Consider the following 21,751-nt stretch of genomic DNA (forward strand, 5'->3'; position numbering starts at 1 on the left):
GGCGCGTTTTTTATCGGTAAAATAAAAATAGATGATAAGTCTCAATGCCATTTAAATTATTGCATTATTAACACTAACCATATAAGGCTTTTAATCATGGAAATACATTTTAAAAATCAAGTGATGGATCTTTCATTCCCACAAGTTATGGGCATTATAAATATGACGCCAGACTCGTTTTCTGACGGTGGGACTTATAACAATCTTGATGATGCCATGCGCCGGGTTGATAGCATGATTCAAGCTGGAGCAACATTTATTGACGTAGGTGGCGAATCAACACGCCCAGGTGCAACCGAGGTTTCCGTTGATGAAGAGCTTAACCGTGTTATCCCACTCGTTGAAAAAATTGCTCGTTATTTTGATGTCTGGATATCGGTTGATACCTCAAAACCACAAGTCATGACAGAATCTGCTAAAGCAGGCGCTCACCTAATCAATGATATTCGAGCCCTTACAGAGCCTAGTGCTATTGAAGCCGCTGCACAAACAGGGTTACCTGTTTGCATTATGCACATGCAAGGCGATCCTAAAACCATGCAAAATGCACCACACTACCAGCAAGACATATATCAAGAAGTCGACCTATTTTTTGCAAAGCATATAGATCGTTGCTTAAATGCCGGTATTGTTCGAGAAAAAATCATACTCGATCCTGGTTTTGGATTTGGCAAAACGCTAGCCCATAATTACCGCCTATTAGCAATGCTTGAAAAGTTCCATCATTTCAACTTACCCTTATTGGTTGGCATGTCTCGAAAATCGATGATTGGGCAAGTATTAAATGTACCGCCACAAGAACGTACTCTCGGCAGTGTTTCATGTGCCGTGATTGCAGCCATGAAAGGAGCCCAAATTATTCGTGTACACGATGTTAAAGAAACTTTTGATGCATTGCGGATTGTCCAAGCAACGCTTGCAGAGCAAGGCTAATAGGTTGGCCAGTTGAAAACAAGGCATTTGCACTAAAAAACTGTCAGAAAACCTATTGATTTTATTGAAGTTTTTATTTTGGCTTTTTTAAAAAAATCAACGACTTCCTTTATTGTTTAGTGATGTTACTGTTCTAAGATGGTGGTGTGTCGGGCATTTTAGTTTTTATTAATAAACCAAGCTAGTGTTATCATGCCTGATTTAGCAGATTTGGTGCAAAATGCTGTACTCTCACATAACGCTAGATAGCCTAAGCAAGATATTTTGCACTAAAAACAGTCAGAAAAACCATTGATTTTATTGAAGTTTTTATTTTGGCTTTTTTAAAAAAATCAACGACTTCCTTTATTGTTTAGTGATGTTACTGTTCTAAGATGGTGGTGTGTCGGGCATTTTAGTTTTTATCAATAAAACAAGCTAGTATTATCACTCCCGATTTAGCAGATTTGGTGCAAAATGCTGTACTCTCACACAACGCTAAATAGACTAAACAAGGCATTTGCACTAAAAAACAGTCAGAAAACCTATTGATTTTATTGAAGTTTTTATTTTAGCTTTTAAAAAAAAATCAACGGCTTCCTTTATTGTTTAGTGATGTTACTGTTCTAAGATGGTGGTGTGTCGGGCATTTTAGTTTTTATTAATAAAACAAGCTAGTGTTATCATGCCTGATTTAGCAGATTTGGTGCAAAATGCCGTACTCTCACACAACGCTAAATAGACTAAATAAGGTATTTTGCACTAAAAAAACCGTCAGAAAACATATTGATTTTATTAAAGTTTTTAAGTAATTTATACTGCACTTGTTAACCTCTGTTCACGAGCGATCTAGTTTACGGCTCATTGTCAAGCAAACAACAAACCTAAAAAAATAATAAAACCAACATAATTATTATTCATAAAGGCACTAAAACATTTGTTTCTATCTCGGTTTTTTATGAGCCATTGTTGGTAAATAAATAGTCCTATAACCAATAATACAGCCATATAAAATATCAGCGATAACTGATTGATTAAACCAATAAATAACAAGCCAATAACAGATATTATCTGTAATAATCCAATAATTAATTTATCATAATTGCCAAATAAAATAGCCGTGGATTTGATGCCAATTTTTATATCATCATTACGATCTACCATCGCATATTGGGTATCGTAAGCAATTGTCCAACAGATATTAGTCAAGAAAAGTATCCAGCACGTTAAGGGGAACTGTTCAATGGTTGCTGCATATACCATCGGAATACTCCAACTAAATGCGATGCCTAAGGTGACTTGTGGTAAATGGGTGTAACGCTTCATGAAAGGGTAAATGAGTGCGGTAAGTAACGCAAAGCAAGCAATTAGCCATGACAGCTTATTTAAATTTAACAATAAACAAAGCGCTATCAGTAATAAGACCAATAGCGTCCATAGTGCGTTTTTTTCGGTTAAAGTACCACGAGCAAGGGGGCGGTTTTTTGTTCGCTCAACGTGTGCATCAAAATGGCGATCGGCATAATCATTCACGACACAACCTGCCGAGCGCATAACAAACACGCCAAGCACAAAAATAATAGTAATATAAGTAGATGGATGACCCGTAAGCCAAATAGCCCAAAGTGTGGGCCAGAGTAAAAGCAATGACCCAATTGGCTTATCCAATCGCATGAGTTGTAAATAAGCTAACATTAATAATATCTATTCTAAATAAATCATAATAGCGATTATACCCATTACGCTAAAAGCTGCAATGTTACGGTATGGCAAGTTATACCCAATGAGTGATGCCAATGAATATTGACCCAAAATAACCACATTAGATTGAATCGGTTTGCACAAGATGTTAATCACAGCATGTGTAAATATTGCTCAGCAATTACCGCTAACGCTTGATAAAATGGGCTAATCTGGCTTTTCTGTAGCTTTTTTAAATAGGTTGATGACCAACTTAACAAATGTTCATCAATTAATTGTTTTGCTGTTACATGGTGATTATTTTCCAACAACATGGCGTATGCCATAAGCATTAATCCAAATTGATCTTCTGGCTCGTTTATTCCTGTATTGAGTTTTACCCCATGTTGTTGCAGAAATTGACGATAGCTTTCTAGTGATTTTCCTAGCAATAGGTTTTCTTTATCCAAATAAAATGAACCCCACGGAGGTACAGGCATTGTTCCCTGTCCTTCAAATAATAGTGAAAATTGATAATTAAGGTCTGGATTATCAATTTGATTAACTAATATATGGCACTGCTCATAAATAAGGATAGAATCTTTCCATGGAGCTAAATGGTTAATATGTAATAAGGCCGGCGTTAATGATGCAGTAACTTTACTATTGGGTGGATAATAAAGAAACATACCAAGTAGTTTGGCTAATGTGATAGAAACTAACTTATCCAAATAAATATCTCCTTAGAACGATTCTATCAGTTAGTTACACTGATACCCCCCCAAAAAAACCCGTGGTAATTATGACATATTACTTATACTTCTTCAGGATTAAGTATTTTACCTAAGGTATCGCCAGACATCTTAGCTTGTGCATGGGGTTTTATTACAATATTGGGCTTAGTGAGCTGTGAGCTTGGTAGTGGCGCAATATCGCATTGTTCGCCATAGTGCTGGCGTAGTGTTTCAATTTCATCAAAATCTAAAGCTCGCTGTGGGCATGACTCAACACAAACAGGCTTTAATCCCTCGACAACACGTTCATAACAACCATCACATTTTGACATGACCTTTTTTTGATAATCAAATTGTGGTGCTCCATATGGACAGTGGGTTTCACAATTTCGGCACCCCATGCAAATGTCTTGATTAACAACCACTAAGCCATCTTTTGAACGTTTATGCATTGCCCCCGTTGGGCAACTCTGCACACAAGCAGGTTGTTCGCAATGATTACATGCGATAGACAAATAATAGGTAAAAGTATCATTTTGCCAAAGATTATCAACTAGCTGCCAACCACCACCACCATATTCATAAACACGGCGAAAACGGACGCCTAAAGCACTATCTTTTTCATCTTTACAACTCACTTGGCAAGTTTTACAACCCGTGCATTTTGAAGAATCAATATAAAATCCATATTGCATTTTTATTATCCGTCCTTTTATTTATAACGCGAAACACGTATCCGATACCAGTTTGACATCAACCAAGTTGGTATGCTGTGGATTTGCTTTAGCAAGCACCGTTGGACGCAATGATGTTAAACGATTAATGCAACCGCCAATATCAATCCCTGCAGCATTATTTTTTGCCCACATTCCTTGGGGAATCGCAACAACACCAGGTAATATCCTTGGCGTAACTTTAGCGACAATATGCAACCGACCACGATCGTTATAAACTTCAACTAATTGTCCATGTTTTATTTGCCGTTGTTCGGCATCAAATGGATTAATCCAAATACGGTTAGCGACAGCTTCACGCAATTGTGGCAAATTACTGTAAGTAGAATGGCATTGCCCTTTGGTATGAAATCCAATAAGTTGCAACGGATATTGTTGACGTTTAGATTTATCTTCACTGCCTTCAATCGCTGGTAAATAGGCAGGAATAGGATACAGCACATCTTGCGCATCAAGTTCCCATTCATTGGCAATGTTCGCTAACGTTTCTGAATAGATTTCTATTTTTCCTGACGGGGTAGTTAATGGATTTTTAATGGGATCATCTCTAAAAGCTTTTAATCCAATTTGGCTATCACTATCGGCAAGTTTGCGATCGATAACCCCCATGCCATCAGTATCAGCAAAAGGCGGTAAATGCGGATCACGTTTTCGTAATTGTTCATAACAATACGCTATCCACTGCTCTTGAGTACGGCCTTGGGTAAATTGGTCTTTTACTCCCATTTTCTCAGACAATTCGCTTAATACATCATAAACAGGACGACTTTCCCAAAGCGGTTTAATAGCATTTTGCATACGGATAAGGTAACAATATGCCCCAGATGAATAAGAGTTATTAATCAAGTCATTATTCTCAACCGATGACACGTCGGGTAATAATAAATCAGCATACTTAGCTGATGCTGTCATATGTGTATCCCAAACAAGAATAAATTCACATTTTGACTCATCTTGCAAAATCTGGTGAGTACGATTGAGATCTGAATGTTGATTTCCCAGTACATTACCCGCATAATTCCAGATAAATTTGATCCCCACATCCAATTTATCTTTACCTTTAAGGTAGGCATTTTTAGCAGTCATGCTTGGTCCATCTTCAATCGCTTTCGTCCACAAAAAGAAAGGAATACTGGTTTTTATTGGATTAGGTAAATTAAAGTTAGGTATAGGATAAACAACGCTCCCGCCCCAAGTTCCAATGTTAGTGCCAGGTTTACCAAATTGCCCCGTAATAATTGGTAAGATCATAATGGCTCGCGCAGTATGTTCACCATTTTGCCAACGTTGCACACCATAACCTTGCGAAATCCAAGCAGCTTTAGCATCAACAATATCTATTGCGAGTTTACGAATTTGTGTTGCTGAAATACCTGTTTTTTTGGCTGCCCATTCTGGTGTTTTAGGTGTTCTGTCATAGCCTAAACCTAAAAGGTAAGATTTATAATCACTATAAGGCGGTGCACTATCAGGCAAAGAATCGGCATTCCACCCAATACAGTATTGATTAAGCATATCCTCATCAATACGATCTTGCTCAAGTAATGTATAGCCTATTGCCGCAACTAATGCCGCATCAGTGCCGGGAATAATCGGGATCCACTCAGCATTATACGCAACGACACTTTCACTACGACGAGGATCAATAATAATCACCCTTGCATGACTTTGCGCTAACGCATGAAAAAGCTCGGTAACTTGCCCACCGCCTGACATTCGAGTTTCGGCAATGTTATGTCCAAACATAACCACTAAATCAGAATGCTTGATCTGATCCAGTAAGGATTCTTTAGCATGACCAAACAAATAAGGCCGAATAGCTGAAATCTGCCCGCTTGAATAATCACCATGGTAATTTAAATGACCACCAATGATACTTAAAAAACGCTTACATGCATTACGCCCTGAAAGATTAGCGCCCGTTGTTCCTGATCCATACTGATAATAAATTGCTTCATTGCCATATTGATTAATCGTATATTTAAGTTTATTTGCAAGTAAATTAATCGCTTCATGCCAAGAAATACGTTTAAATTTACCTTCACCACGTTTACCAATTCGTAGCATTGGATACTTTAAGCGCGCAGGATCATAAGTTCGCCAACGAACTGCTCTGCCGCGAAGGCAAGGGCGGATTTGATGCAGGCCAAAAACGGCATCATTAATGCCATCTTCTGAAGATATTTTAGTAATAATATCGTTTTTGACATGAACTTTTAAAGGACAACGGCTACCACAGTTAACCAAACAAGCGCTATAAATAATCTTTTCTTTATGAATAGGGTGAGGATGAAAAACTGGGCTATGAGTAACTACGATGTCAGATTTGGCGTCGGTAAAGGGCAGTTGTATTTTACTGGTTATTGCTACTACGTCACTGATTGTTATTGTTTTTTGTGAAAAAGTGTATCGACTTATTTTATTTTTTAATTTACTCACATGTTTCCCTGATATTTATATGGGATCAGTTGATAATAATACTAAAAGGTGAATAAATAAACTAAAACGGAAATAAATTAGCCACTAATGTTTACTAGTATCGAGGTCACTGTCCATCTTTCTCAACAGTTTTTTTAAATATAATCCATTAATATGAAAGACTTTTATTATTCCTTTATAAAATAACAGATCTTATGTGTAGTTTACTAAACTTGACGGCTCACGCCGTCAATAGTGATGTTAATTTCAGCAACGTAACCCCTCTCTTTTTAAGGCGTTACACATGCCGTTATAGCGTAAGCATAAGGGCCATTATTTAAACGAACACCTCCAGATGAATCAACACCAAACTTATCAGCAGCCCAATATTCATCATCGAGCCAATCGTCGCCTCTACCCGACCCATAAGTAAAATCACCCCACTCATTAAATAACCCCCCTATCCACCTTTCACCACTTTTGTAGCTAACTTGGCGAAGGTTATAATTTCCTTGCCCTGGCACCCCCCAATGCCAATCAGAGCTATTCGCATTGGTGTAGTCCCCAACACTCGGTATACGATAACGACTTCCTAAACTATCGCAGAATATTTGAGCCTCATCATAAGAGCCGTCACCAGAATCATCTGGATTTGCTAGATACCAACGTTCTATCTTAAAGCTATACAATAACTGGCTGTGGTTACTGTCGGCGTAAAGTTTAAATAATGAGGGACTAAATTTCTTTTTATCCGAGGCTTTACTTGGCCCCTTTAACGTTATTTTTAACTCACTGTTTTCAGTGCTTAATAATAATGTCGCTGAGTTACTACCACTGACGGCTGAAACGGTTGTGCCATTAGCATCAATGACCTGTTCTGGCGTGACACCGCCTAACCCTAAATGAAAACTGAGCCCATTTGAACCCGTTGTCGGAAAGTTTTCCTCTGGAATATGGCTATTTACCACCAGAAAACCTAACCCTCGCACCCAGTTTGGCCCCTCCCCACCACCATATCTAGCTGGTGGGCTTGCATAACAAGTGCGCACTCCATTTTTCGCTTTTAAATAGTAAGTTTGACTCACATGATCGAAATCCCTTGCCTTTGGTATGCCATATTGAGTTGACAGTTGAGCATCATCTATGGAAAGTGTTAACACATACAAAGAGCAAAGGTCTAATTTATCTGTAGAATGGCTCTTAACGATACGGGTAAGATAATCACTATTTCGATCATACAAAAAAGCATCTAAAGTACCTGTTATATTGCCATAACTATCCCCATCATCATCCAACAAATTATTGCCACCGATTATCTTGCTTAATTCAATAACTGAATAATTGTCCATCTTGGGAATGGGGACTAATGTTTGAATACCATCAAACGAATCTGCATTACTCGGCAACTCAATTGTATAATAATTATCCACAGCCTTAGCATTTGGATAGAAATTTGACTCCCCATTTTTAGGCACATACTCACGCCCATCGGATAGTCTGATGCCTAATAGCGCTTGAATATTGCCTTTGGTGACACCACCATCAAAAGTAAGATAGGGAGCGCTCCCATGTATCACTTGTGTTGTTGTGGCTGATAATGCACTGGCATAATGAATATGGCACGTAATTAAAAATAGGCTTAATATAAAATGACGCAATATCGCCTTTACGTTATAACAATACGATTTAAGTAAAACACATACAGAAGAAAATGTTGAAACAAAAAATAAAATAACAAGATACTGATAATTATAGCTTGACTGCCACCGCTGGTAAGTGATTATTTTTAACATTTTTATTTCCTTCCCATATATTCATATTAGTATTTTATTAACAATCATTGATATTAACGCCTCAAACTTGTGCCATTAAATAATGATAGTTAAATTGGATTATAAATGCTTTTGTCTATTTTATTAGCAATATTTTTCTTATTTATTAATAAATTTTATAACTTAACGTTGTCTATTTAAGTTTATTAGATTTGATGATGATTTGATTAACTACCTTTACCATTGACCTTGGTCTTATTTATGAAAGGTTGTTATAATAAGCCCATTTATTCGGATAAATAGAAACATTATGCCACAACCCACTTATAACGCCGTTGATATTGAAGTATTAAAAGGCCTTGATCCTGTTCGCCATCGCCCTGGAATGTACACTGACACAAGTCGTCCAAATCATTTAGGGCAAGAAGTCATTGATAATAGTGTTGATGAAGCGATCGCTGGCCATGCTCGTAAAATCAAAGTGACACTTTATGAAGATAACTCATTAGAAGTTATCGACGATGGTCGAGGTATGCCTGTTGATATTCACCCAGAAGAAGGCGTGCCAGCCGTTGAGCTATTACTTTGTCGTTTACACGCTGGTGGTAAATTTTCTAACAAGAATTACCAATTTTCGGGCGGTTTACACGGTGTCGGCATTTCAGTTGTCAATGCATTATCAAAACGCGTTGATGTTACTGTTCATCGTGACGGGCAAGTGTATGAAATCGCGTTTGAAAATGGCAACAAAGTTGAGGATCTACACGTTACTGGCACTTGTGGGCGCCGTAATACAGGCACCAAAGTCCATTTTTGGCCAGACGAAAAATATTTTGATTCACCAAGATTTTCTGTTCCTCGATTGTCTCATTTATTAAAAGCCAAAGCAGTGCTTTGCCCAGGGCTTGAAATTATCTTTAAAGATAAAATTAACAATACTGAGCAACGTTGGTGTTATCAAGACGGTCTAAAAGACTATTTAATGGAATCTGTTAGTGGTTACTCACTATTACCCGATACCCCCTTTACTGGCAACCATATTGGTGAAACGGAAGCGGTAGAATGGGCGCTACTTTGGTTACCCGAAGGTGGAGATCTATTGACCGAAAGTTACGTTAACTTAATCCCAACCGTTCAAGGCGGTACACATGTTAATGGTTTACGCCAAGGATTGTTAGATGCTATGCGTGAGTTTTGTGAATTCCGCAATTTATTACCACGAGGCTTAAAATTAACCGCCGATGATATTTGGGAACGTTGTGCTTATGTGATTTCGGTCAAAATGCAAGAGCCACAATTTGCAGGTCAAACTAAAGAGCGCTTATCTTCACGGCAATGTGCGGCTTTTGTTTCGGCTATTGTGAAAGATGCATTTAGTCTTTGGCTAAATCAAAATGTACAATTAGCCGAATTACTAGCCGAAATGGTCATTTCGAGTGCGCAAAAACGTTTAAAGGCATCTAAAAAAGTCATCCGCAAAAAATTGACCAGTGGCCCTGCTTTACCGGGTAAATTGGCGGATTGTTCATCTCAAGATTTAAGCCGTACTGAGCTTTTTTTAGTGGAAGGAGATTCTGCTGGTGGTTCAGCCAAACAAGCTCGAGACCGTGAATACCAAGCCATTATGCCACTTAAAGGTAAGATTTTAAATACTTGGGAAGTATCATCTGATGAAGTATTAGGGTCACAAGAAATCCATGATATTTCGGTTGCTATCGGTATTGATCCTGACAGCGATGATTTGAGCCAGCTACGTTATGGCAAAATCTGTATTTTAGCCGATGCTGACTCTGATGGATTACACATTGCCACCTTGCTTTGTGCTTTATTTGTTCGTCATTTCCGCGCTATGGTTGAACATGGGCATGTCTTTGTTGCGATGCCACCACTTTATCGTATTGATTTGGGTAAAGAAGTTTATTACGCGCTTGATGAAGAAGAAAAAGAAGGTATTTTAGAGCAACTTAAACGCAAAAAAGGTAAGCCAAATGTACAACGTTTTAAAGGTTTAGGGGAAATGAACCCTCTGCAACTACGAGAAACGACAATGGATCCAAATACACGCCGTTTAGTACAGTTATCGCTTGATGATACAGAGCAGACTATGGCATTAATGGACATGTTACTTGCCAAAAAGCGCTCAGAAGATCGCCGAGAATGGTTACAAGAGAAAGGCGATCAAGTTGAACTTGATGTCTAATATAAAGAATGATTTAGAGGAACAATAATGAGTGAGATAACTCATGACGGAGTAGAAATCCAGTCACTACGAACATTTACCGAAAGTGCCTATCTGAACTACTCGATGTATGTCATTATGGATCGTGCATTGCCATTTATTGGTGACGGTTTGAAACCCGTGCAACGACGCATTGTTTATGCCATGTCCGAATTAGGGCTTAATGCACAAGCTAAATTCAAAAAATCAGCACGCACCGTTGGGGATGTGCTTGGTAAATATCATCCACACGGCGATAGCGCATGTTATGAAGCCATGGTACTTATGGCACAACCCTTCTCTTATCGTTATCCATTGGTTGATGGACAAGGTAACTGGGGGGCACCTGATGATCCCAAATCATTTGCTGCCATGCGCTATACTGAATCGCGTTTATCTAAATATGCTGAATTATTATTAGGTGAATTAGGCCAAGGAACTGTTGATTATACCCCCAATTTTGATGGTACCTTGCAAGAACCTAAAATGTTACCAGCTAGATTGCCAAATATCTTATTAAATGGCACAACAGGTATTGCCGTAGGGATGGCAACGGATATTCCGCCACATAATATTCGTGAAGTTGCCAATGCGGCTATTATGCTTGCTGATAATCCTAATGCGACCCTTAGTGAAGTGATGGCTCACATACCAGGGCCTGATTTCCCAACCGATGCTGAGATTATTACTTCATCAGAAGACATTGCAAAAATCTACAAAACAGGACGCGGGTCAATTCGCATGCGTGCTGTTTGGAAAAAAGAAGATGGTGATATTGTCATTACTGATCTACCTCATCAAGTTTCAGGGGCTAAAATCTTAGAACAAATTGCCTCGCAAATGCGTGCCAAAAAACTGCCTTTAATTGAAGATTTAAGAGATGAGTCCGATCATGAAAACCCAACGCGCCTAGTGATTGTGCCTCGTTCAAATCGGGTGGATTTAGAGCAAGTGATGAATCATCTATTTGCAACAACCGATCTCGAAAAAAGCTACCGCGTTAATATGAACATGATTGGGCTAGATAATCGCCCATCAGTAAAAGGATTAGTTGAGATTCTTACTGAATGGCTAGAGTATCGTAAAAACACTGTTACGCGTCGCTTAAATTATCGTTTAGATAAAATATTAAAAAGACTGCACATTCTTGATGGTTTATTGATTGCATTTTTGAATATTGACGAAGTGATTGAAATTATTCGCCATGAAGATGAGCCTAAAAAAGAGCTGATTAACCGTTTTGCCTTAACCGACATTCAAGCCGAGGCAATTTTAGAACTAAAACTACGCCAATTAGCCAAACTTGAAGAAGTGCGCATTAAAGGCGAACAGAGTGATCTTGCAAAAGAGCGCGATCACTTGCAAGCCTTGTTATCTTCGCCTAAAAAACTGAGCAACCTTATCAAAAAAGAGTTACAAGAAGATGCCGAAAAATATGGTGACAAACGTCGCTCACCCATGGTTCAACGTAGTGAAGCAAAAGCAATGAGTGAGCAAGAATTAACACCATCAGAGCCTGTTACCGTGATTTTATCCGAAATGGGCTGGGTAAGAACGGCAAAAGGTCACGATATCGATCCTGCTGGTTTAAGCTATAAAGCAGGTGATAATTTTAAAGCAGCCGCTAAAGGTAAAAGCAATCAACCCGTTATCTTTTTCGATTCAACCGGTCGCAGTTACGCTATCGAGCCAAACACATTACCATCGGCTAGAAGCCAAGGTGAACCATTAACGGGCAAATTAGCGCTCCCCGCTAACGCAACGGTTGAACATGTAGTGATGAGTCAAGAGGATAATCAAAAATTATTACTTGCTTCAAGCGCTGGATATGGCTTTATTTGTAAATTTAGTGATTTAGTTGCTCGTAATCGTAATGGTAAGGCGATTATCAATTTACCGAAAGAGGCAAAAATACTTGCACCAATTGAAATTACATCTGAAGATAGCTTACTATTATCTATTACTCAAGCTGGGCGAATGCTTATCTTTCCTGTAAAAGATCTACCTGAACTGGCTAAAGGCAAAGGGAATAAAATTGTATCTCTTGCAGGTGCTGATGATAGCCTTGCTTATCTACTATTAATTACACCAGAAACATCGATAACCTTATATGTCGGTAAACGCAAACTTACGTTAAACCCTGTTGATTTACAAAAATTTAGGGCTGAACGTGCACGTAAAGGAAGCACCTTACCACGGGGTTTACAAAAAATAGATCGAATTGAGGTGAACAAATAATGTCTTTTATCTGGGCAATAATTACCGGCTTTGTATTAAGCCTTATATTAAAAACGGGGTGGGGCTTTATACTAGGGCTATTTGTTGGACCAATGCTTTACCAAACTTTTTGTAATAAATTAACCGAACAAAAAACCAAAGCAAATCCAGAACTTTACTTAACGGTGGTTTTTGAAGTGCTAGGCCATTTAAGTAAAGCGAAAGGCGTTGTCACACAAGATGATATAAATCTTGCAAGCCAATTTATGGATAGGCTACAACTTAATAGTAGCAGCCGAAAACTTGCCCAAGACTCATTTAATCGTGGCAAGGCCAGTAATTACCCGCTACGATCACGCCTTCAAGAGCTTTACACTCAATACCGTTTTAGACGCAACGTATTAAATATTTTTTGTGAACAGTTGATTCAAGCAGCATTAGTCGATGGTGTGTTGGATGATAAAGAACAACAAATCCTGTTGATAGTGGCAGATGAATTAAATATTTCTCACCAAAAAATGGCACTATATATCCAAATGATGATGGGCAGTTACCATTTCCACCAAAATAATTACAGCTACCAACAAAATCAACGTAGCCAGCACCAATATGATCAATATCAACGCAATAATAATAACTATGGCGGTTACCAAAATCGCTCATCACAATCAGATCTACAAAATGCTTACAAAATATTAGGCGTTAAATCTACAGACGAAATTCCCGAAATCAAAAGGGCTTATCGAAAATTAATGAATGAACATCATCCAGATAAATTAGTTTCAAAGGGCTTACCTAAAGAGATGCTAGAAGCAGCTAAAAAACGTGCGCAAGAAATCCAAGCCGCTTATGATCTTATCAAAACGTCTCGTGGTTTTAAATAGAGACGTTTATCATGATGCATTGGCGTTCAATCCTGCGAATTATCGGGTTATTAATTGCCCTGTTATCGGTATTTATGTTGCTACCAGCACTTGTTGCTTTAATCTATCGTGATGGTGCTGGTGCCATCTTTGTGCGATCGTTTTTTGCCGCATTGATATTAGGCTGTTTATTATGGCTACCAAATCGCCACCATCGCCATGAACTGAGCACGCGTGAAGGCTTTTTTATCGTCGTACTATTTTGGGTGGTGTTAGGTACAATCGGCGCATTTCCGTTTATTTTTGACACACATATTAATTTAAATTTAACTAACGCCTTTTTTGAATCATTCTCAAGCCTAACAACAACTGGCGCAACAACCATCGTTAAATTAGATCACCTACCTAAAGCCCTGCTTTTTTATCGGCAATTACTACAATGGCTTGGTGGTATGGGGATTATCGTTTTAGCTGTCGCCATTTTACCATTATTGGGTGTTGGGGGAATGCAACTTTACCGAGCAGAGATTCCCGGTCCACAAAAAGATAGCAAAATGCGCCCTCGTATTGCCGAAACGGCTAAAACACTTTGGTCAATTTATATTTTACTGACCACGCTTTGTGCTGTTTGTTTATGGGCAGCTGGAATGAATGCCTTTGATGCCATTTCACATAGCTTTTCAACAATATCGATGGGTGGATTTTCAACGCATGACAATAACCTTGCTTATTTTAATAGTGCTACAATCAATTACATTATCACCCTGTTTTTAATCTTATCAGGTTGTAACTTTGCTCTACATTTTGCCGCATTAAATGGGTTTTCTATTAAGGTTTACTGGCGAGATCAAGAATTTAGAACGTTCATCTTTATTCTCGTTGTGCTAATTGCAATCTGTGCATTTGGTATTTATTTTTACCAATCAGAACGAAAACTCAGTATAGATAAGATAGTATTACAAGTTGTCTCGATAGTTGCCACCGTTGGTTTTACTGTGGATGATATCAATACATGGCCATCATCATTACCCATCTTTTTGTTATGCGCATCATTTATTGGTGGCTGTGCAGGTTCAACAGGTGGTGGTTTAAAAGTGGTTCGCGTACTACTTTTATTTATGCAAGGATCCCGCGAACTTAAACGCTTAATTCACCCCAATGCCATCTATACTTTAAAATTAAATAATCGAGTGGTTCCAGAACGAATTATCGAAGCAGTTTGGGGCTTTTTTTCGGCCTATACTTTAGTGTTTTTAGTTAGCCTATTTATTATTATGGCAACAAGTATTGATGCCACTGACTCTTTTTATATTGTGGCCTCATCACTCAATAACTTAGGTGTTGGTCTCGGTAGCGTCAGTGATAACTTTGCTAACGTCAGTAATATCGTTAAATGGGTGATGGTGGTTGATATGTTATTTGGCCGATTAGAAATATTTACTTTATTAGTTTTATTCACCCCAACGTTTTGGCGAAGCTGATTTTATACTAAAACACATGCTTTCCTGAAAGTTTTTGACAAAATACACAAATTTACAAATATTTTATTGATTATTTAGCCAATTACAGACAGAATTACTGGGCAGCATGTGCTGTATTTATTAGAGGTAATCACCTGACATATGGAATGGATCATGGATCCTACAATCTGGATTGGCTTATCCACTCTGGTTGTACTTGAAATCGTCCTTGGTATTGATAACATTGTTTTTATTGCCATTCTTGCCGAGAAACTTCCACCCCATCAACGAGACAAAGCCCGCATTACAGGCCTTGCCTTTGCATTAATTACCCGAGTGTTATTATTAATGTTCACGGGTTGGTTAGTTACACTCACTACACCATTATTTTCAATATCTGGAATCAGCTTTAATGCACGCCAACTGATTATGTTAATCGGGGGGATATTTTTACTATTTAAAGCCACAATGGAGCTCAATGAGCGCCTTGAAGGTGCGTCACACGAAGACGGAAAACCGAAAAAAACTTCTCACTTTTGGACTGTTGTAGCCCAAATAGTCGTACTTGATGCGGTGTTCTCACTTGATTCGGTGATTACCGCTGTGGGAATGGTTGAACATATTCCTGTGATGATTATTGCTGTTTGCATCGCCATTGGCATTATGATGGTGGCAAGTAAACCATTGGCTAATTTTGTCAACGCTCACCCAACGATTGTCATTCTCTGCTTGAGCTTTTTATTAATGATTGGCTTTAGCCTAGTTGCCGAAGGTTTTGGTTTTATGATTCCAAAAGGTTACCTATATGCCGCAATTGGATTCTCAATTATGATTGAGTTTTTCAACCAATTAGCTATTTTTAACCGGCGCAAAGCATTAAATAAAAAACCATTACGTGAACGCACTGCCGAAGCAATTTTACACCTATTAAAAGGTGATGCAGAAGAAGATCCCGATACCCACACCATTGATGTGGTGTCAGATGCCAATAAAAAAGTCTCGGTATTTAATCATCAAGAACTAAGCATGGTTGAGCGAGTGCTTGGCCTAGCGCAACGTTCCGTCAGTAGTATCATGACATCTAGGCTTGATGTTGATATGGTTAATATTAATGATAATCGAGATGTCATCATAAAAGAAATCTTTGATAATCCTCATTCACGCTTAGTAGTCACGGATAATGACTCGATTGATGAACCATTAGGCATCATCCAAGTTAATGATCTTTTAAAAGACATACTCCAAAGCGAAAAGCCAATCGATATTCATTCGCTTATCAAACAACCGTTGATCTTCCCTGAAACGGTATCGTTACTGGTTGCCTTAGAACAATTTAAAAAAGCCAAAACCCATTTTGCCTTTGTGGTTGATGAGTTTGGTTCAATGCAAGGGGTTGTTTCGGTAACCGATATTATCGAAACCATTGCCGGCGATTTCCCAACAGAAGAAGAGGAAATTGATGCTAAACATGATATTCAATGTTTAGATGATAACAGCTGGATTGCTAACGGCTATATTCCTGTTGAAGAGCTAGTACGCTTTGTCCCTATTCCTATTGATGATAAGCGTGAATATCATACTTTGGCAGGACTATTAATGGAAAAAGCACAACATTTACTCAATGTTGGCGAAACCATTCAAATTGGCGATTATTTATTTGAAGTAGCCGAAATAGAAAGCCACAGAATTTTGAAAGTAAAAATTACGTTAAATAAACTCAATTCTGGTGCATTGTAATACAGTATAGCCAGAATAACGCTTGACCAAAATAAATAACTGGCAATAATAATGCGGTAACACCTCTGAAGATGTGGAGCTACAACTCCTCATCTTTTTTATTTTTACTTTTTGGTAAAAAAGCTAGCACTGTTTATCAACATTTATGATTACTTATCAATCCAATTAGGCCTTAACTTATGAATTCAATATTCGAAAAACTGTTTCAATTGAAAGAAAAAAAGACAACTGTCGGTACTGAAATTATTGCTGGTTGTACCACCTTCCTAACAATGGTTTACATCATCTTTGTTAATCCATCGATTCTATCTGCAACCGGTATGGATAAATCTGCGGTATTTGTACTAACTTGTATAATTACTGCGTTGGCAACGATTTTAATGGGCCTATTTGCTAACTTACCAATAGCACTTGCACCAGCAATGGGACTAAATGTCTTCTTTGCCTATGGCATGTGTGGTGCCATGGGCTACTCTTGGCAAGTCGGTATGGGTGCCATATTTTGGGGCTCGCTCGTCTTTTTCGCTTTATCCCTATTTAAAGTTCGCCACTGGCTAATTGAACATATTCCACAATGTTTACGTATAGGTATCAGTGCGGGTATTGGGCTATTTATTGCCTTTATGGGTTTTCAAAATATGGGTATTGTAGTCGCATCGCCTTCTACCCTATTAACCATGGGCAATATCTTATCGCTTAAAGTATTATTGGGATCACTGGGTTTTTTCATCATTATTATTTTAGCGGCACGTAACTTTCATGCTGCGGTATTAATTTCGATTTTAGTTGTGACATTACTGGCACTATGGCTCGATCCTAATATTAATTATCAAGGTATTGTGTCCATGCCACCAAGTGTTAGTAGCGTTGTTGGTCATGTTGATCTCGCTGGCTCATTTAATATTGGCATCATGGGCGTTATTTTTTCAGTCATGATTGTCAGCCTATTCGATTCATCTGGCACCATATTGGCTTTAACCGATAAAGCAGGAATTAGTGATGAGAAAGGCCGTTTTCCTAAAATGCGCCAAGCACTATTAATCGATAGCTTTAGTTCATCGCTAGGTGGATTATTCGGCACATCATCGGTATTAACCTATATCGAAAGTTCAGCAGGCATTTCTGTTGGTGGGCGCACAGGCTTAACGGCAGTTGTTGTTGGCGTGTTATTTTTAATTGTGACTTTTTTATCGCCACTGGCCCATTTAGTGCCAACTTATGCCACATCTGGGGCGCTTATTTTTGTTGGCATTTTAATGGTTTCAAGCTTAGTTAAAGTTAAGTGGTCTGATTTAACCGAGGCAACACCAGCATTTATTACCGCAATCATGATGCCTTTTGCCTTTGCTATTACAGAAGGCGTTGCGCTAGGTTTTATCTCTTACGTAGTGCTAAAAACCTTTACAGGTAAGTTTAAAGAGCTCAATCTTTGCGTAATTATTTTTGCGTTACTATTTGCTTTAAAATTTATCTTTATCGATCACCATTAAAACAATTCCCCATTGTGACTTACAATGGGGAATAAGCATTTTTCAAAACGGCTAATACAGATATTGATCTGTTTTTGCTTATGAATATCAGTATAAAAATACTACCCTCTTTTCATTAAAAAAACGATGACCTTCAACAAGAATTAAACTCTAGATCAAACACTTAATATTAGCAAAAACTTGACATTATATCTTCTGGGGTCTAGAATCTTGCGACCCAAAACTTATATACATAGGTTTTGGTCTACAGTTATTAATTACGTATCTAAAAAGCAATTTTAAATTTATTTTAATTAATCAGGAGCTTATTAATGGCAACAATTAATCAGCTGGTACGCAAACCAAGAGCACTAAAGGAAGCAAAAAGTAACGTTCCTGCCCTTGAAGCATGCCCGCAAAAACGCGGTGTTTGTACTCGTGTTTATACAACTACACCGAAAAAACCAAACTCAGCATTACGTAAAGTGTGTCGTGTACGTTTAACTAACGGTTTTGAAGTAACTTCTTATATCGGTGGTGAAGGTCACAACTTACAAGAGCATAGTGTAATTTTAATCCGAGGTGGTCGTGTTAAAGACTTACCAGGTGTGCGTTACCACACTGTTCGCGGTGCATTAGACTGCGCAGGTGTTAAAGATCGCAAACAAAGCCGTTCTAAATACGGTGTTAAACGACCTAAAGCTTAATGGAACTCCGTTAAGTAAGGCCAAACTATATAATTCCATTTAACTCATTTGAGTTTTGGGTAAACCTGAAAAATTTATAACATATAAACGGAGTATTCCAATGCCACGTCGTCATGTTGTCGGTCAAAGAAAAATTCTTCCTGATCCGAAGTTCGGTTCAGAGTTACTGGCGAAATTTGTAAATATTTTAATGATAGATGGTAAAAAATCTATCGCAGAATCAATCGTATATTCGGCTCTTGATAAATTAGCTGAGCGTAGTGGAAAAGACCACTTAGCAGCTTTCGAAGTTGCATTAGATAACGTAAGACCAACTGTAGAAGTTAAGTCTCGTCGCGTTGGTGGTTCTACATACCAAGTTCCTGTTGAAGTGCGCCCTGTTCGTCGTAATGCACTTGCAATGCGTTGGATTGTAGATGCTGCACGTAAACGTGGCGATAAATCAATGGCTCTACGCCTTGCGAATGAACTTATGGATGCTTTTGAAAACAAAGGTACCGCTGTGAAAAAACGCGAAGATGTTCATCGTATGGCTGAAGCTAATAGAGCGTTTGCACACTATCGTTGGTAATCAAGTTATTTACACAAATAACTTGAATTAAGACTGATTGTCCTTATCTGCTTTCAGTCTACTTAAATGATATTTTGTTAAGCAAACGATTCTAAATAGAGGATTAATATGGCTCGTACAACCCCCATAGCACGTTACCGTAATATTGGTATCAGTGCGCATATTGACGCAGGTAAAACAACAACAACTGAACGTATTTTGTTTTACACTGGCGTAAGTCACAAAATTGGTGAAGTTCATGATGGCGCAGCGACCATGGACTGGATGGAACAAGAACAAGAACGTGGTATTACTATCACATCTGCAGCAACAACTGCATTCTGGTCTGGTATGGGTCAACAATTTGAACCACACCGCATCAACATTATCGACACCCCGGGACACGTTGACTTCACAATCGAAGTTGAGCGTTCTATGCGTGTACTTGATGGTGCAGTTATGGTTTATTGTGCTGTAGGCGGTGTTCAACCACAATCAGAAACAGTATGGCGCCAAGCAAATAAATATAAAGTTCCACGTATCGCATTTGTAAACAAAATGGACCGTATGGGTGCTAATTTCTTACGTGTTGTTGATCAAATCAAAACCCGTTTAGCCGCCGTTCCTGTTCCTTTAGTTTTACCAATCGGTGCAGAAGAAGCATTTACTGGTGTGGTTGATTTACTTAAACGTAAAGCAATCAACTGGAATGATGCCGACCAAGGCGTAACATTCACTTACGAAGATGTACCAGCAGATATGGTTGAGCAAGTTGAAGAATGGCGCTCATTCTTAATAGAAACTGCTGCTGAAGCAAGTGAAGAGTTAATGGAAAAATACCTTGGTGGTGAAGAGTTAACTGAAGAAGAAGTCAAAGCAGCACTACGTGAGCGCGTGCTTGCTAACGAAATCATCTTAGTAACTTGTGGTAGTGCTTTTAAAAATAAAGGTGTTCAATTTATGCTTGATGCCGTTATTGAATATCTACCAGCACCAACCGATGTACCAGCAATCAAAGGTGAATTACAAAATGGTGAAGCAGCGGAACGTCATTCAAGTGATGATGAACCATTCTCATCATTAGCATTCAAAATTGCAACTGACCCATTTGTTGGTAACTTAACATTCTTCCGTGTGTACTCAGGCGTTGTTAACTCTGGTGATACCGTTCTTAACTCAGTTAAAGATAAAAAAGAACGTTTTGGTCGTATCGTTCAGATGCACGCTAACAAACGTGAAGAAATCAAAGAAGTTCGCGCAGGTGACATTGCAGCGGCTATCGGTCTTAAAGATGTGACTACTGGTGATACACTTTGTGCTGAAAGCGCACCAATCATTCTTGAAAGAATGGAGTTCCCAGAGCCAGTAATCTCGGTTGCTGTTGAACCAAAAACAAAAGCTGACCAAGAAAAAATGGGACTTGCTTTAGGTCGATTAGCGCAAGAAGATCCTTCATTCCGTGTTCACACTGACGAAGAATCAGGTCAAACTATTATTTCTGGTATGGGTGAGCTTCACTTAGAAATCATCGTTGACCGTATGAAACGTGAATTTAAAGTGGAAGCAAATGTTGGTAAACCACAAGTTGCTTACCGTGAAACAATTCGCAATGAAGTAGAACAAGAAGGTAAATTTGTTCGCCAATCTGGTGGTCGTGGTCAATATGGTCATGTATGGTTAAAAATCAAGCCATTAGAAGCAGGCGGCGAAGGCTACAAATTCAACAACGAAATTGTTGGTGGTGTGGTTCCTAAAGAATACATCCCTGCAGTTGATAAAGGCTGTCAAGAACAAATGAAAAACGGTGTTCTTGCTGGTTACCCAATTGTTGATGTTGAAGTCACTATCTTTGATGGTTCTTACCATGATGTCGACTCATCAGAAATGGCATTTAAAATTGCTGGTTCAATGGCATTTAAAGACGGCTTTATGAAAGCAAAACCAGTGCTTTTAGAACCGATTATGAAAGTAGAAGTTGAAACTCCTGAAGATTATATGGGTGATGTTATCGGTGACTTAAACCGTCGTCGCGGTATGATCGAAGGAATGGAAGATACTGCAACTGGTAAAACAGTAAAAGCACAAGTTCCACTTTCAGAAATGTTTGGTTATGCAACAGACCTACGTTCACAAACACAAGGTCGTGCTTCTTACTCTATGGAGTTCTTGAAGTACAATGAAGCACCAACAAATATTGCAACAGCAATTATTGAAGCTCGTAAAGCGAAATAATTATTTATCTAAATAAAGTAACGCTTCCCTTAATAACATAAGGGAAGT

Annotated in this window: 15 protein-coding genes; 10 read left to right on the top strand and 5 right to left on the bottom strand. The window is 38.4% G+C overall.

The annotated features are described in order from the left end of the window. Window positions 1–96 precede the first annotated feature (96 nt). Window positions 97–933, top strand: coding sequence for a dihydropteroate synthase (gene folP / locus A9G28_RS09060; protein ID WP_065580454.1), 837 nt, complete (start codon window positions 97–99; stop codon window positions 931–933). A gap of 846 nt (window positions 934–1,779) precedes the next feature. Here the strand turns inward: folP and ubiA are convergent. The 5 genes from ubiA to A9G28_RS09085 all read right to left on the bottom strand — a co-directional run bounded on the left by ubiA (window position 1,780) and on the right by A9G28_RS09085 (window position 8,271). Next, on the bottom strand, window positions 1,780–2,607 hold the full coding sequence (gene ubiA, locus A9G28_RS09065) for a 4-hydroxybenzoate octaprenyltransferase (RefSeq protein ID WP_065580455.1): 828 nt from the start codon (window positions 2,605–2,607) through the stop codon (window positions 1,780–1,782). A 158-nt stretch (window positions 2,608–2,765) separates the two neighbouring features. Further along, window positions 2,766–3,323 carry a TorD/DmsD family molecular chaperone gene (locus tag A9G28_RS09070; RefSeq protein WP_081301556.1) on the bottom strand — a complete coding sequence of 186 codons (558 nt, stop codon included), beginning with the start codon at window positions 3,321–3,323 and terminating at the stop codon, window positions 2,766–2,768. 83 nt (window positions 3,324–3,406) lie between these two features. Next, complete coding sequence (locus A9G28_RS09075) at window positions 3,407–4,021, bottom strand: DMSO/selenate family reductase complex B subunit (RefSeq protein ID WP_065580456.1); 615 nt, start codon at window positions 4,019–4,021, stop codon at window positions 3,407–3,409. 21 nt (window positions 4,022–4,042) lie between these two features. Next, entirely contained in the window at window positions 4,043–6,499 is a 2,457-nt protein-coding gene (locus tag A9G28_RS09080; RefSeq protein WP_065580457.1) for a DMSO/selenate family reductase complex A subunit, read from the bottom strand. Window positions 6,500–6,768: 269 nt separating this feature from the next. Continuing rightward, complete coding sequence (locus A9G28_RS09085; RefSeq protein ID WP_065580458.1) at window positions 6,769–8,271, bottom strand: hypothetical protein; 1,503 nt, start codon at window positions 8,269–8,271, stop codon at window positions 6,769–6,771. Window positions 8,272–8,560: 289 nt separating this feature from the next. Between A9G28_RS09085 and parE the strand changes: the two genes are divergently transcribed. From parE to fusA, 9 genes are all read left to right on the top strand, one after another. Further along, window positions 8,561–10,450 (top strand): DNA topoisomerase IV subunit B, encoded by a 1,890-nt coding sequence (gene parE / locus A9G28_RS09090; RefSeq protein WP_065566570.1) that lies wholly within the window; start codon window positions 8,561–8,563, stop codon window positions 10,448–10,450. Between the two features lie 27 nt (window positions 10,451–10,477). Continuing rightward, window positions 10,478–12,706 carry a DNA topoisomerase IV subunit A gene (parC, locus tag A9G28_RS09095; RefSeq protein WP_065580459.1) on the top strand — a complete coding sequence of 743 codons (2,229 nt, stop codon included), beginning with the start codon at window positions 10,478–10,480 and terminating at the stop codon, window positions 12,704–12,706. Next, window positions 12,706–13,569, top strand: coding sequence for a co-chaperone DjlA (djlA, locus tag A9G28_RS09100; RefSeq protein ID WP_065566568.1), 864 nt, complete (start codon window positions 12,706–12,708; stop codon window positions 13,567–13,569). Before parC ends, djlA begins: the two co-directional genes overlap by 1 nt. 14 nt (window positions 13,570–13,583) lie before the next feature. Next, entirely contained in the window at window positions 13,584–15,029 is a 1,446-nt protein-coding gene (locus A9G28_RS09105) for a TrkH family potassium uptake protein (RefSeq protein WP_065566586.1), read from the top strand. 141 nt (window positions 15,030–15,170) lie between these two features. After that, the gene (locus A9G28_RS09110) at window positions 15,171–16,745 is read left to right on the top strand and encodes a TerC family protein (protein ID WP_065580460.1); all 1,575 of its coding nucleotides are present in this window, start codon (window positions 15,171–15,173) and stop codon (window positions 16,743–16,745) included. 179 nt (window positions 16,746–16,924) lie between these two features. Further along, the gene (locus A9G28_RS09115; protein WP_065580461.1) at window positions 16,925–18,235 is read left to right on the top strand and encodes an NCS2 family permease; all 1,311 of its coding nucleotides are present in this window, start codon (window positions 16,925–16,927) and stop codon (window positions 18,233–18,235) included. 311 nt (window positions 18,236–18,546) lie between these two features. Beyond that, window positions 18,547–18,921: a 30S ribosomal protein S12 gene (gene rpsL / locus A9G28_RS09120; protein ID WP_034883792.1), complete on the top strand. Its 375-nt coding sequence runs from the start codon at window positions 18,547–18,549 to the stop codon at window positions 18,919–18,921. Window positions 18,922–19,021: 100 nt separating this feature from the next. After that, window positions 19,022–19,492, top strand: coding sequence for a 30S ribosomal protein S7 (gene rpsG, locus A9G28_RS09125; protein WP_034915550.1), 471 nt, complete (start codon window positions 19,022–19,024; stop codon window positions 19,490–19,492). A 108-nt stretch (window positions 19,493–19,600) separates the two neighbouring features. Further along, a complete protein-coding gene (gene fusA, locus A9G28_RS09130) occupies window positions 19,601–21,703 on the top strand; it encodes an elongation factor G (RefSeq protein WP_065566565.1) in 2,103 nt (700 codons plus the stop codon). Window positions 21,704–21,751 lie beyond the last annotated feature (48 nt).

It is taken from the genome of Gilliamella sp. Fer1-1 (genome assembly GCF_001690825.1).
In the GTDB taxonomy this organism is placed as follows: domain Bacteria; phylum Pseudomonadota; class Gammaproteobacteria; order Enterobacterales; family Orbaceae; genus Gilliamella; species Gilliamella apicola_C.

What these genes read in the sequence shown, in the direction of transcription:
- folP (WP_065580454.1), top strand. Translation starts at nt 97, where the DNA reads ATGGAAATACATTTTAAAAATCAAGTGATGGATCTTTCATTCCCACAA.
- ubiA (WP_065580455.1), bottom strand. Translation starts at nt 2,607, where the DNA reads ATGTTAGCTTATTTACAACTCATGCGATTGGATAAGCCAATTGGGTCA.
- A9G28_RS09075 (WP_065580456.1), bottom strand. Translation starts at nt 4,021, where the DNA reads ATGCAATATGGATTTTATATTGATTCTTCAAAATGCACGGGTTGTAAA.
- A9G28_RS09085 (WP_065580458.1), bottom strand. Translation starts at nt 8,271, where the DNA reads ATGTTAAAAATAATCACTTACCAGCGGTGGCAGTCAAGCTATAATTAT.
- parE (WP_065566570.1), top strand. Translation starts at nt 8,561, where the DNA reads ATGCCACAACCCACTTATAACGCCGTTGATATTGAAGTATTAAAAGGC.
- parC (WP_065580459.1), top strand. Translation starts at nt 10,478, where the DNA reads ATGAGTGAGATAACTCATGACGGAGTAGAAATCCAGTCACTACGAACA.
- djlA (WP_065566568.1), top strand. Translation starts at nt 12,706, where the DNA reads ATGTCTTTTATCTGGGCAATAATTACCGGCTTTGTATTAAGCCTTATA.
- A9G28_RS09105 (WP_065566586.1), top strand. Translation starts at nt 13,584, where the DNA reads ATGCATTGGCGTTCAATCCTGCGAATTATCGGGTTATTAATTGCCCTG.
- A9G28_RS09110 (WP_065580460.1), top strand. Translation starts at nt 15,171, where the DNA reads ATGGAATGGATCATGGATCCTACAATCTGGATTGGCTTATCCACTCTG.
- A9G28_RS09115 (WP_065580461.1), top strand. Translation starts at nt 16,925, where the DNA reads ATGAATTCAATATTCGAAAAACTGTTTCAATTGAAAGAAAAAAAGACA.
- rpsL (WP_034883792.1), top strand. Translation starts at nt 18,547, where the DNA reads ATGGCAACAATTAATCAGCTGGTACGCAAACCAAGAGCACTAAAGGAA.
- rpsG (WP_034915550.1), top strand. Translation starts at nt 19,022, where the DNA reads ATGCCACGTCGTCATGTTGTCGGTCAAAGAAAAATTCTTCCTGATCCG.
- fusA (WP_065566565.1), top strand. Translation starts at nt 19,601, where the DNA reads ATGGCTCGTACAACCCCCATAGCACGTTACCGTAATATTGGTATCAGT.